Annotated in this window: 10 protein-coding genes; 3 read left to right on the top strand and 7 right to left on the bottom strand. The window is 60.7% G+C overall.

Features of this window, described 5'->3' with window-relative positions:
• Positions 1-3 precede the first annotated feature (3 nt).
• From ACWICV_RS04455 to ACWICV_RS04465, 3 genes are all read right to left on the bottom strand, one after another.
• Positions 4-555 (bottom strand): DUF402 domain-containing protein, encoded by a 552-nt coding sequence (locus tag ACWICV_RS04455; protein WP_454090684.1) that lies wholly within the window; start codon positions 553-555, stop codon positions 4-6.
• Between the two features lie 65 nt (positions 556-620).
• Positions 621-2588, bottom strand: a complete 1968-nt coding sequence (dxs, locus tag ACWICV_RS04460) for a 1-deoxy-D-xylulose-5-phosphate synthase (RefSeq protein ID WP_105656856.1) — start codon at positions 2586-2588, stop codon at positions 621-623.
• A gap of 169 nt (positions 2589-2757) precedes the next feature.
• Positions 2758-3522: a phosphotransferase gene (locus tag ACWICV_RS04465; RefSeq protein WP_400288222.1), complete on the bottom strand. Its 765-nt coding sequence runs from the start codon at positions 3520-3522 to the stop codon at positions 2758-2760.
• 184 nt (positions 3523-3706) lie between these two features.
• Here ACWICV_RS04465 and ACWICV_RS04470 point away from each other — a divergent pair, with 184 nt between their 5' ends.
• Entirely contained in the window at positions 3707-4321 is a 615-nt protein-coding gene (locus ACWICV_RS04470) for a class I SAM-dependent methyltransferase (protein WP_400288224.1), read from the top strand.
• A 97-nt stretch (positions 4322-4418) separates the two neighbouring features.
• Here the strand turns inward: ACWICV_RS04470 and acnA are convergent, their stop codons facing one another.
• From acnA to ACWICV_RS04485, 3 genes are all read right to left on the bottom strand, one after another.
• Positions 4419-7127 (bottom strand): aconitate hydratase AcnA, encoded by a 2709-nt coding sequence (gene acnA, locus ACWICV_RS04475; RefSeq protein WP_400288226.1) that lies wholly within the window; start codon positions 7125-7127, stop codon positions 4419-4421.
• A gap of 191 nt (positions 7128-7318) precedes the next feature.
• The gene (locus tag ACWICV_RS04480; RefSeq protein ID WP_400288227.1) at positions 7319-8641 is read right to left on the bottom strand and encodes a class I SAM-dependent RNA methyltransferase; all 1323 of its coding nucleotides are present in this window, start codon (positions 8639-8641) and stop codon (positions 7319-7321) included.
• A gap of 30 nt (positions 8642-8671) precedes the next feature.
• On the bottom strand, positions 8672-10666 hold the full coding sequence (locus tag ACWICV_RS04485; protein WP_426734040.1) for an APC family permease: 1995 nt from the start codon (positions 10664-10666) through the stop codon (positions 8672-8674).
• Positions 10667-10811: 145 nt separating this feature from the next.
• Between ACWICV_RS04485 and ACWICV_RS04490 the strand changes: the two genes are divergently transcribed.
• Both ACWICV_RS04490 and ACWICV_RS04495 read left to right on the top strand, forming a co-directional pair.
• Positions 10812-11489 (top strand): potassium channel family protein, encoded by a 678-nt coding sequence (locus tag ACWICV_RS04490; protein WP_133834263.1) that lies wholly within the window; start codon positions 10812-10814, stop codon positions 11487-11489.
• Positions 11490-11505: 16 nt separating this feature from the next.
• Positions 11506-12171 (top strand): potassium channel family protein, encoded by a 666-nt coding sequence (locus ACWICV_RS04495; RefSeq protein WP_105656752.1) that lies wholly within the window; start codon positions 11506-11508, stop codon positions 12169-12171.
• On the opposite strand, the gene ACWICV_RS04500 is transcribed toward ACWICV_RS04495, so the two are convergent.
• Entirely contained in the window at positions 12168-12899 is a 732-nt protein-coding gene (locus ACWICV_RS04500) for a DUF3159 domain-containing protein (protein WP_454090683.1), read from the bottom strand. The genes ACWICV_RS04495 and ACWICV_RS04500 overlap by 4 nt on opposite strands.
• Positions 12900-12955: the final 56 nt, after the last annotated feature.

The raw sequence follows: 12955 nt of genomic DNA on the forward strand, positions 1-12955 counted from the left end.
TGCTTAGTTATCTAAATTTTTGGAGGCTTCGGCAAGCTGTGCGGCTAGGCGCTCAGCCTTGGATTGCCAGGTGGCGCGGTGTTCGGCATTGAACGGTGCATCGTTGTTGATCACGGTGCCGAGCAACAGTCCAGCTTCTCTTCCAATACTACGAACTAGGGAAGCTGGATAGTTCATGCCTATTTCATGTGCGGCGAATTCATCTTCATCATCAAGGAACACGCCTTGGCTACGTGAACGAATCACGTCCAAATCCATGTCAATGGAGTTGACTTCCCAAGCGCCACGCTTCATCCGTCGCCATCCGATGTTGCTGGACAGGTCGATGTAGACATCAAAATCTTCCAGTGCATCCGCATAGAGGGTGGCAATCCACTGGCCCGAGTGTGGAATCAGGCAGAGCGCATTACTCGCTGCCAAGTGTGCGGTGCCCGGACGGGCTACCAGTGCGCCGGCCGGCTGGTGAAGCCAATGTCCGTATTTGTCCTGTCCGAGATAAAATCCGGGCACCACCCAGTGCGGGCTGGAATCATACTTCCAGGCGCGCGCTACCACCAAGGAACCCTCGGCGATAGTTTCTGGGCTACGGGGCAGGTCTACCGGGCAGCCGGACGGTAGGCTCACAGCTTCGGAATCTGACCGGTAGGTAGGTCTTGTCCAGGGAGGGGCCGGGCGAATGGAACCTTGGTTCCCAGAACCTGCGCCAGGGTATCGCGGGCTACCTGCTGTGCAGTCAGTCCAACGCGGTCCAAGACCTCAGCCCGAGTTCCGTGCGCCAAGAATTCGGTAGGCAAACCTACTTCGTTCAGAGCCGTATCGACACCCGCTGCACGCATTTCGGTGCGCAAGCGCGAACCCACACCGCCGGCTCGGACGCCATCTTCGATGCAGACCACAATGCGGTGGCGGGCTGCCAGTGAAATCACCGAGGTTGGCATTGGTAGAACCCAACGAGGATCCACCACGGTCACCGATACGCCCTGGCTGTTCAGTCGTTCTGCGACATCCAGCGAAAGCTCGCTCATGGCGCCCACGGAAACGATGAGAACATCCGGTGCGGAACGGTCCCCCAAGCGTGCCAGAACATCCACGCCATCTGGCAGGCGGTCCACAGCTTCGATGGGTTCACCCACCGAGCCCTTGGAGAATCGCACGACACTTGGCGCATCATTGATGTCCAGGGCTTCACGCAGTTCCTCCCGCAGGCGGTCGGCATCGCGCGGAGCAGCCAGGTGCAGGTTAGGCACGATCTGGGTCAGCGCCATATCCCACATGCCGTGGTGGCTGGCGCCGTCCGGGCCGGTGACTCCAGCGCGGTCCAGCACGATGGTGACACCGGCCTTATGCAGGGCCACGTCCATCAGCAATTGGTCAAAGGCACGGTTGAGGAAGGTCGCGTAGACGCAGACCACCGGGTGCAGTCCGCCAAAGGCAAGGCCGGCGGCAGTAGTCATGGCGTGCTGTTCGGCGATGCCCACGTCAATGACGCGTTCAGGGTGTTCCTGGGACATTTTCTTCAGGCCCACTGGCTGCAGCATGGCACCGGTGATCGCCACAATGTCCTCGCGCTCGTTGGCCACCGCCGCGATCTCTTCGCCGAAGACGCTGGTCCAGCTCTGCGCGCTGGACTTGGAAACCGGCAGACCGGTGATTGGGTCGATCACGCCAACGGCGTGGAACTGGTCAGCTTCATCGGCGCGGGCCGGAGCGTAGCCGTGGCCCTTCTCAGTCAGGGCATGCACGAGCACTGGGCCCGCGTACTGCTTGGCCTGCTGCAGCGCTTCTTCTACTGCGCGCTGGTTGTGGCCATCGATCGGGCCGATGTACTTCAGGCCCAGGTCCTCGAACAGGCCTTGCGGTGCCCACCAGTCCTTGATGCCCTTCTTGGTGGCGTGAAGGGACTTGTAAGTGAAATCGCCTACTGGCCCGGATCCCTTGAGCTTGACCTTGAGCTTGTCCATGGCGTTCTCGTAGGCCGGGTGGGTACGGAACTTGTCCAGCTGCTGGCGCAGTCCCGAAAGCTGGTTGGCCAGGCCGCCGATGGTCGGGGCGTAGGAGCGGCCGTTGTCGTTGACTACGATGACTGCTTTGCGGTCCTTGTCGGCAGCGATGTTGTTGACTGCTTCCCAGGCCATGCCGCCGGTCAAGGCGCCATCGCCCACCAGGGCTACGGCGTAGCGGTCATTGTTATTCATCAGCTTGTTGGCGCGGGAAATTCCATCAACCCACGACAGCGAGGAGGAAGCATGGGAGGACTCAACCACATCGTGTTCTGATTCACCGCGGTCAGGGTAGCCCGACAGGCCTCCTTGCTGGCGCAAGGTCTCGAAATTCTGGCGTCCGGTAACCAGCTTGTGCACATACGACTGGTGTCCCGTATCGAAGACGATGGAGTCAGTTGGGGAATCGAAGACACGATGGATGCCCAAGGTCAGCTCGATAACACCGAGATTGGGACCCAAATGGCCGCCAGTACGAGCAACATTGTCGATGAGGAAGCCGCGGATTTCCTCCGCCAAGTCGTCGAGCTGCTCGAGGGTAAGCGCCCGCAGGTCACTTGGTTTCTTGATGGTCTTCAATAAAGACACGTTCATCCCCTTCACAAATTCGCCGACAATAGGCTGGAAAGCCCATGCGAAATACCTAGTTTACCGCGTTCAAGGCTTCTTTCATTATCCGTCAACGTCCGTGCTGGTGCTAATTTCCTGGCAATGACGTTCACTACCCCCGAACGCATGTGCCCGTTCGCGTGCGAGCCTAGTTGCGGTCCAGCGTATCGGCCAGCATTTGCAGCCCTTGCGCTTCGAAGGATTCATCTCCAACTTCATAAGACCAGACGGCCGTCCCCAGGCCTTCACGTAATTGCATCATTTTCCATGATAATTCTTCGCGCGGATCATAGCCGTAGCCCTGAAGGAAGGCCTGTTCCAGCTCCGGATGCCCCACCCACTGCTGTAGTGAGAGCCGCGCGAAGTCGCTGGAAGCTGGACGGAAATCGAAACGTCCAAAATCAATGACTTTCAGTTTTCCTTGGTCTACGAGCCAATTACGAGGCTGCCAGTCTCCGTGCGTTGGGACGACGGCCACGGATTTAGGCTCGTAGCTGGTGAACAGGTCCCTGATCTGCCGGCACCGTGAAGCACCGATGCGGTGCTTGCGTTCAAGCAATTGAAGGAATTTTGCCGTCAGCCGGGCTTCGTAGCCATGAGCAACACGCTGTTCTTGATCGTGCAGCAACCTGAGCGCGTGTCCCGCCTGTCGGTGCGAATCCGGCGCGTATTCATGTTCTGTCCCTACGCACAGTTCTCCGGGCTGGTAGTCCAGCACTGCCAAGCGGTGTGCATCGCTTGAAAAACGCAGCCGCGCGGCCAGCCCAGCTTCGGCAAGTACACGCGTGTACCGGCGATGTGCTTCCAGCTCCCGGATGATGTGATGGTTTCTTTCGCCCGCGGTCTTGAGCACGAAGTGCTTTCCGGTTGCATCCAAATGGAGGACTTTAATGTCTGTCAGCCCCCAAGACATGTCCGAAACGACTGTTGCCTCTCCGAGCCAGGAACGCACTTGGTGCACTTGGCCCGCATTCAGCAGATCTTCAAGGGCAGGTGACGTCATCGGAAGTTCCTCTCCGTCAACAGTTTTCTGGAAGTGATTCCCGAGTCTAGCAATTGATCTCCAGGCTCCCTGCGGGCGACGCTAAGCTGAGCGTATGCCATCTTCCTTCGATCCTCGTCACGTCTCAGCGAGTTATTCGGGTCTCGCCAGCGCCTATATCGATCTGTTCGCTTCGCCCGAGCAGGCGGAGGTTGAGGACCGGGAGCTGATTGCGGCGTGGGCGGGGCAGCTGGAGGGGCCGGTCCTGGACGCTGGCTGCGGGCCTGGGCATTGGACACAGTTCATCGCCGATGCCCATCGGCCGGCTACAGGCGTTGACCTCGTTCCGGAGTTTCTGGACTTCGCACGGCGCAACTTCCTGAAGCCCGGTTTCCTGCGTGCAGACCTGGCGCAGCTGCCGTTCGAAGACCACCATTTCTCCGGGGTGCTCGCCTGGTACTCGGTAATCCATGCTCCTCCAGCCGAACTTCCGCAGCTGTTGGGCGAGTTTGCCCGGGTGCTCAAGCCACGCGGCAAGCTGCTGCTCGGGTTCTTTGCCGGGGATCAGCTAGAATCCTTTGGCCACCAGGTCGCCCCGGCCTGGTATTGGCCGCCCGGGGAATTGGAGCTGCTGTTGGAAACGTCAGGCTTCAGCGTGCTGGAAGTTGGCACCCGCACCCGATCCACGGCCCGCACCCATGGTCAATTGAGTGCGCAAAAGGCTGGTTAAAAAACCTGAGACCCAAGGCAATTGCCTTGGGTCTCAGGTTTTCCCGCGATGCGGAACTACTTAGAGATTCGCTTCGACCGGAGCCGAGGTGGATCTGCTAGTTGGCAGCGGCGATCTGGCGCAGTACGTACTGCAGGATGCCACCGTTGCGGTAGTAGTCAGCTTCACCTGGGGTGTCGATGCGCAGAACTGCGTCGAACTCGGTAACCTTGCCGTCTTGTGCGGTAGCGGTAACCTTCAGGGTCTTCGGGGTGGTGCCGTTGTTCAGCTCGGTCACACCTGAGACAGCGAAGGTCTCGGTACCGGTCAGACCCAGCGAATCAGCGGATTCGCCCTCTGGGAACTGCAGCGGCAGAACGCCCATGCCGATCAGGTTCGAGCGGTGGATACGCTCGAATGATTCGGTGATGACGGCCTTGACGCCCAGCAATGCGGTGCCCTTGGCAGCCCAGTCACGCGAGGAGCCCGAGCCGTATTCCTTGCCGCCAAGAACGACCAGCGGGGTGCCGGCAGCCTTGTAGTTCTCTGCAGCGTCGTAGACGTAAGCCTGCGGAGCACCTTCCTGGGTGAAGTCGCGGGTGAAGCCACCCTCGACGCCGTCCAGCAGCTGGTTCTTGATGCGGATGTTCGCGAAGGTACCGCGGATCATGACTTCGTGGTTACCACGGCGCGAGCCGTAGGAGTTGAAGTCCTTGCGATCCACGCCGTTCTCGATCAGGTAGCGGCCAGCCGGGGTTTCCGACTTGAACGAACCTGCAGGCGAGATGTGGTCGGTGGTCACCGAGTCGCCCAGCTTCAGCAGCACGCGAGCGCCGTTGATGTCCTCAACTGGCTGTGGTTCTGCGGTCATGCCGTCGAAGTACGGTGCCTTGCGTGCGTAGGTCGACTTCTCGTCCCATGCGAAGGTCGAACCCTCTGGGGTATCCAGCGCCTTCCAGCGTGCGTCGCCTTCGAAGACTCCGTCGTAGCCCTTAGCGAACATTTCCTTGTCAATCGACGAGTCAATGATCTCCTGGACCTCGACCGGCGATGGCCAGATGTCCTTCAGGAAGACATCGTTGCCCTCGGCGTCCTGGCCCAGTGCGTCGGTCTCGAAGTCGAAGTCCATGGTGCCAGCCAGTGCGTAAGCGATGACCAGTGGCGGGGAAGCCAGGTAGTTCATCTTCACGTCCGGGTTGATGCGGCCTTCGAAGTTGCGGTTACCCGACAGGACTGCGGTTGCTGCGAGATCGTTGGCGTTGATGGCCTCGGAGATCTCGGCATCCAGTGGACCGGAGTTACCGATGCACGTTGCGCAACCGTAGCCGACAACGAAGAAGCCGAGCTTCTCCAGGTATGGCAGCAGGCCGGACTTCTCGTAGTACTCGGTTACAACCTTCGAGCCTGGTGCGACCGAAGTCTTGACCCATGGCTTGGAGGTCAGGCCCTTGTCAGCTGCGTTGCGAGCCAGTACGGCTGCGGCCAGCATGACCGAAGGGTTGGAGGTGTTGGTGCACGAGGTGATCGAAGCGATCGAAACCAGGCCGTGGTCCAGGGTGAACTGGGTGCCATCTTCCTTGGTGACCTCGACGGCTACCGATGGGCGGCCAGCGCCCTGGGTGTCCTCGGCATCCGATACGTAGTTGTGCAGGTCCTTGCGGAACTGCTCCTTCGAGGAAGACAGCTCGATGCGGTCCTGTGGACGCTTCGGGCCGGCGATCGATGGAACCACGGTGGACAGGTCCAGCTCGAGGTATTCCGAGAAACGGATCTCGCGGCTTGGATCGTGCCACATGCCCTGTTCCTTGGCGTAAGCCTCGACCAGTGCCACGTTCTCTTCGCTGCGGCCGGTCAGGCGCAGGTAGTCGAGGGTGACATCGTCGATTGGGAACATTGCGGCGGTCGAGCCGAATTCTGGGGACATGTTGCCGATGGTTGCACGGTTAGCCAGTGGCACTGCGGCCACGCCTTCGCCGTAGAACTCAACGAACTTGCCAACAACACCGTGCTTGCGCAGCATTTCGGTGATGGTCAGCACCACATCGGTTGCGGTAGCGCCAGCTGGGATCGAACCTGCCAGCTTGAAACCGACAACGCGTGGGATCAGCATGGAGACAGGCTGGCCGAGCATTGCTGCTTCGGCCTCAATGCCGCCAACGCCCCAACCCAGCACGCCCAGGCCGTTGACCATGGTGGTGTGGGAGTCGGTGCCTACGCAGCTATCTGGGTAAGCGCGCAATACGCCGTCGACCTCGCGGGTCATGACGGTGCGTGCCAGGTACTCGATGTTGACCTGGTGCACGATGCCGGTGCCTGGTGGGACGACCTTGAAGTCGTCAAACGCAGTCTGGCCCCAGCGCAGGAACTGGTAACGCTCGCCGTTGCGCTGGTACTCGATCTCCATGTTGCGCTCGACAGCGCCTTCGAAACCGAAGGTGTCGATCTGCACGGAGTGGTCGATAACCATTTCAGCAGGTGCCAGCGGGTTAACGCGGGTTGGGTCACCGCCGAGGTCCTTGACGGCCTCGCGCATGGTTGCCAAGTCAACGACACAAGGCACGCCGGTGAAGTCCTGCATCAGCACACGTGCAGGGGTGAACTGGATTTCGGTGTTCGGCTGAGCCGAAGCATCCCACTGACCCAGTGCATTGATGTGCTCGTTGGTTACGTTCGCGCCGTCTTCGGTGCGAAGCAGGTTCTCAAGAAGAACCTTAAGGCTGTAAGGAAGGCTGTCCGAGCCTTCAACCGTATTTAGTCGGTAAATTTCGTATTCGGTTCCATTGACGTCAAGTACGCCCTTGGCACCGAAGCTGTCCACATTGCTCACGTGGGACTCCTCTCGCCAGACACTCATTCTGTTGCACACGCACACTGTAATTCCAGTTAGGAGTTCCTAACTGAGATAGTCAGGCTCCTAGCGTGGCAGAGCTAAAAACAGTCTATCGCCTAAGCTCATAAAAAGACTCCTCGGAATAAATTTTCATCCGAATTCGTGTCTAATCGGACAATTTCAGGTGTTTAACGGCGCACGAAGAGCCCGATGGACTCCATATGGTGGGTATGCGGGTACAAATCGTGAATCTCCATATGCTCTAATTCGTAGCCGCGGCCCATCAAACGCGCGGTATCACGGGCGAAAGCCGCAGGGTCGCAGGACACGTAACAAATCCGGGATGCAGCAATGGAAGCCAGCTCCGCAGCCACCTGCTTATCGATCCCGGTGCGGGGCGGGTCAAGTACCACGGCGTCCAGGGAGGCATCCCCGGCGACCTGCCGTAACACTCGCTCAACACGGCCTCGGATCACCGTGGCCTGCGAATAGGAGCGCAGATTCTTCTTCGCATCGGCATGCGTGCCCGGAGCGCCTTCAATTGAGAAGACCCGGCCCTGGGAGCCAACTGCCTTAGCCAACGGGACGGAGAACAAGCCAGCACCCGCATAGAGGTCGGCGATTTGCTCGCCAGCGGCTGGCTCGGTCAGTTCAACTACGCGCTGGGAAAGCAGGCTGGCCGCCTCTCGATGCACCTGCCAGAAGCCTTCACCGGTAATCCGGAACTTCTCCCCCAGTACCTTTTCGGTCAGGAACGCCGAACCGGCCAACGTCTGCAAGCTGCCTTTGCCGTCAGCCGCCGAGCCGCCCCGCTGGCTGAAAGCGGCGACATTGACACCCTCCGGGAACTGCTTTGCCACCTTTGCCGCGGCGCCGGCATTTGCTTCGGCCAGCAGGATCAGCACGGTCTGGTCATCCTGGCTGGATACCGCGGCCTCGACACGCTCGATTCCGCTGTAGTCCACAGAGTACAAGCCGGTGGCCTCGATAGCCGGATGGGCCAAGGGCATCTGCGCGATGCCGGTCAACTGGTTGCTGCGGAATGCGCTCATCGCGAGCTTGCCCTGGGCGTCCACCGAATAGGACATCCGGGTACGCCAGCCCAGGCCGTCGGCCGAGCCCTTGACCGCTTGCACCGCAGGGAAGTTGTAGTCCTCAGCCTTCAGGCCGCCCAGACGGGTCATCTGTTCGGCAGCAACCTGCGACTTCAGCTCACGCTGATGTTCAAGGGTGATGTGGCCGAACTCTGCGCCACCCACCGGGTCACGATGCTTCAGGGCATCAGCGGCATCCCAGAAGTGAGGCACGCGGTGCTCGCTGGCTTCGAGCACCTCGGCGACGTCGGCACGCCAGAATTTGGCCTCCGGCGCACTGTCCGTCAGGCGCACATTCACCAGCTCTCCGGGAATGCCGTGGCGCACGAAGATCACGCGGCCCTCATGGCGGGCGACGGTGTGGCCGCCATGGGCAATCTTGCCCAGGAGGACGGTGAGCATTGGTATTTCAGTCATCGATCTTGTCTTTCATCAGAAGCATTGAATTCAGCGGTGTGCCGAGGATTCTTCGGTCGGCCCGCCGCCCAGGGCATGCGAGGCACTGAGCAAGCGCCATGGAACCGAGGCGATCAAGACGCCCGGTTCATAGTGCAGCCGGTTTTTCACTCGTAAAGCGGTTTGGTTGTGCACCAGCTGTTCCCACCAGTGGCCCACTACGTATTCAGGGATGTACACGACGATCAGTTCCCGCGGGGATTCACGCTTGATGGAACGAATATGCTCAATCAGCGCCCCGGGGATATCGCGGTACGGAGAAGCCAGGGCGGTGATCGGCACCGGAATCTGCAGGCGTTCCCAGTCCCGGAGGGTCTTTTCGGTTTTGCTTCGTTCCACATCCACGATGATTGCTTCGAGCTTCGAGGGACGCGAAGCCCGGGCGAAGGCCAAGGCCCGCAGCACCGGCTTGCGCACGGTGGAGACCAGCACCAGTGCATGCACCCGGGAGGGCAAGGCCGTGGCGGCAACGTCCTCATCCACCGCCAGCTCGTCGTCAACCTTCTGGTAGTGGCGCTGCAGCGAATCCATGATCACCATCAAGACCGCAATGCCCAGCACGGCCAACCACGCGCCGTGGACCAAGCGGGTGGCCAAGACGACCACCAGCACCAGCGCCGACAGGACCAGGCCCACCAGGTTCAGCAGGCGCTTGCGCTGCTTGGCCGCACGGATCCTGCGGTCGGCAATGGGAACCAGCACGCGTTTCCAGTGCTTGAGCATGGCCAGCTGGCTGAGCGTAAAGGAAACGAACACGCCCACCACGTAGAGCTGGACCAGCAAGGTGACATCGCCTTGGAACAGCAGCACCAGTGCAATCGCGGCAACGCCCAGGGACAATATGCCGTTGGAGAAGCCCAGCCGATCACCGCGGGTACGCAGCTGGCGTGGCAGGAAGCCGTCGGTAGCCAGATGGCTGGCCAGCAGGGGGAAGGAGTTGAAGGCCTGGTTTCCGGCCAGCAGCAGCACGGCAATGGTCAGCACCGAAACAATGACCAGGCCGAAGGTGAAATCGCCGAACACGGCTTGCGCCAGCTGGCCAAGGACCGGGACCTGCACGAACCCTTCAGGGATCGGCGCACCGTCCAGCAAGAATGAGGCCTGCGGGTCGGCGACGACCTTGATGCCGGTGGCACGGGCAAGCATCAGCGTGCCAAGTGTCAGCACCCCGGAGAGCAGGCCCAGCACCAGCAGGATCCGCGCCGCGTTCTTGGCCCGCGGCTTGGCCAGGGTCTGCACGTTCGAGATCGGGACCTCGATACCGGTCAGCGCCGCCGAACCCGTACTGAAAGCACGCAGGATCAGCAATGCACCGACGACACCGTGCAGCCCATTGGCAAACTCTTCTTCCGGCACAATCGTGAAATCCGCGCTCGGGGCAAGCCCGAGGGTACCGGTCAGCGCCATCACCCCGCCGATAGCGACCAGCAGCAGCATGCCGATCACGAAGAGGTAGACCGGAATGGCCAGGGTCCAGCGCCCTTGTCCCCTGCCGCGCAGATTACCGACCACGAGGAATGCGACAAGTCCAGCAGCCACCCAAGCCTTGTACTCGGCCACTGCAGGGAAAATGGCGGCGAGGTACAGGGCAGCTGATGAGCTGGACACAGCAACGGTGAGCACGAAGTCGACCAGCAGCGCAGCGGCGACCGCTGTTCCCGGGCGCGCACCCAGGTTCTTCTTCACGATCTCGTAGTCGCCACCGCCAGAGGGGTACTCCATGACCGATTGCCGGTAGGACAGCACCAGCACCACCAGCACGGCAAGGACAGCAAGTCCGACCATCGGCGAAAGCGCGGTGGCCGCGATGCCCGCAATGGCCAGCGTCAGCAAGATTTCGTCTGGCGCGTACGCCAAGGACGACAGGGCGCTGGACGAGAAAATCGGCAACGCGACGTTAGGTGGCAACGGCTTCTTTTTCAGCTGTTCAGTTCTGAAAGGCCGGCCCACCAAGATCCGCTTCAGACCGTCAAATAATGCAGGCACGACACAACGTTATCGCAGGGTGCAAGGCACATGGGTGCTGCACCACCGATAAACTGGGTGCGATCAGCGCTATTGTTGCATTCGGAGCACACAGCTTGTGTGCGCCACTGGACATGCAGCAAGCAGTAGACCCAAGGAGTTCTCGGTGGCACATTTCGTGATCATGGGGTGCGGACGCGTCGGTGTCTCGCTCGCCCACACGCTGGATTCAGCGGGGCATTCCGTGGCAGTCATTGACCAGGACCCGCATGCCTTCCGCCGGCTGAGCAAAGGCTTCTCAGGTTCCACGGTCACCGGCATGGGGTTCGACAAGGACACCCTGGAAGCTGCCAAAATCGATGAGGCCTATGCCTTCGCCGCCGTATCCAGCGGTGATAATTCCAACATTCTCGCCACTCGCGTATCGCGCGAAACCTATAACGTCCCCCATGTCGTGGCCCGCATCTATGATCCAGGGCGCGCCGAGATCTACCAGCGCCTGGGTATCCCCACCGTGGCCGCGGTCCGTTGGAGCACCGATCAGGTGCTGCGCCGGATCCTGCCCGACTATTCGATGCGCGGTGACTTCCGGGAGCCATCGGGGCGCCTGGTGCTTTCCGAAGTTGCCCTGCACCGCGACTGGTATGGACGGCTGGTCAAGGAGCTGGAAGCGGCCGCCGGGGTACGAGTGGCCTATCTGACCCGCTTCGGCGAAGGCACCATCCCCGAGAGCCGCACCCGATTGCAGGGCGGCGACCTGGTGCACGTGATGATGCGGCTCGATGAGTCCAAGGACATCGAAAAGATCCTTGCCAGCCCGCCGGCTGCGCAGGCCAACGAATAATCTGAGAGGCACCCCCATGAAGGTCATGATTGCCGGGGCCGGCTCGGTCGGTTCCTCCATTGCCCGCGAACTTGTGATCAACCATCACGAAGTCCTGCTTATCGACCTGCAGCCGGAAATGGCCGAGCGCGCCGACCTGGAAGCGGTGAAGTGGCTGATTGGCGATGCCTGCGAATTAGCTGTCTTGCAGCAGGCACAGCTGGAAGAGTACGACGTGGTCGTTTCGGCAACCGGCGATGACAAGGTGAACCTTGTGGTCTCGTTGCTGGCCAAGAGCGAATTCGGCATCCGGCGCACCGTAGGCCGCGTGAACAATCCGAAGAATGAGTGGATGTTCGATGACGCCTGGGGCGTAGATGTAGCGGTCAGCACCCCGCGGCTGATGACCGCGCTGGTGGAAGAAGCCGTGGAGGTTGGCGACCTGGTGCGGCTGCTGACGCTGAAGACCGGCGAGGTCTACATGGTCGAGTTCACCGTCCCGCACGATTCGGCGTTGATTGGCCGCAGCATCGGGCGCATCTCCTGGCCCGAAGACACCACCATGATGGCAGTGGTTCGCGATAAGACGCCGTTCCCGCCCAGTGCCGATGATGTGATTGAGGGTGGCGATGAAATCTTCTTCATCACCACCCCGCAAGCCGAAGCCTTGTTGCGCCGCACGCTGCGCGACGCCACCCGCTAGACGGCTTGTGCTGGAGGGCTGGTCCCGTTGCTGGCTTCTGCTGCAGGCTTCGAGACCAGCCAGGCAAACCAGAGCCCCGCTGCATACAGCGGCACTCCCATCAAGGCGCGGGCCAAGCCCAAGGCCACGACGTCATCTGCGATGTACATCGGGATCTGCACTGCCAGGCGCAGCGCGAAAACAGCAATGATGATCCAGGTGGCCACCTGGTAGCGGCGCAAGCGCCCGGGTTTCTTGCGCCACTCGGTGCCTTCATTGCGGATGAACCCGAAGAGCAGGCCGATCAGCGGCCAGCGGGCCATCACCGAAATCAGCAATCCCGCCAAGTAGGCGGCCGATACGTAGAACCCTGGAATGTAGTAGTCCTTGGCATTGCCCGAATTGCGTGCGGCGAAGGCGCAGATCAGGATGCCGATCAGCCCGGAACCGGCCTGGATCAGCGTCGAGCGCTTGGCTAGGCGGATGATCATGAACATCACGCCAAGACTGATCGAAGCGATCAGCCCCCAGCCCAGATTGGAGGTAAGCGCGAAGACCATGATGAACACGAAACCGGGAAGCACCGTTTCCAGGATTCCGCGCACGCCACCGACGGTGGAGAGCAGATCTATCCCGCCGTCGGCATTTTGCGCGATGCTGGCGTTCGAGCCAATCATTTCCGCGAAGCTTGGATACTTTGCTTCCGGCGTGGATCCATCTTCCGGACGCGATTCGTCGTTGTTCATCATGTTTTCTTCCAGTTAGGCGCCAGCATGCTCTCGTTCCCAAGACCTTGAGGGAACGC

The sequence above is a fragment of the Glutamicibacter sp. NPDC055354 genome (assembly GCF_053644955.1).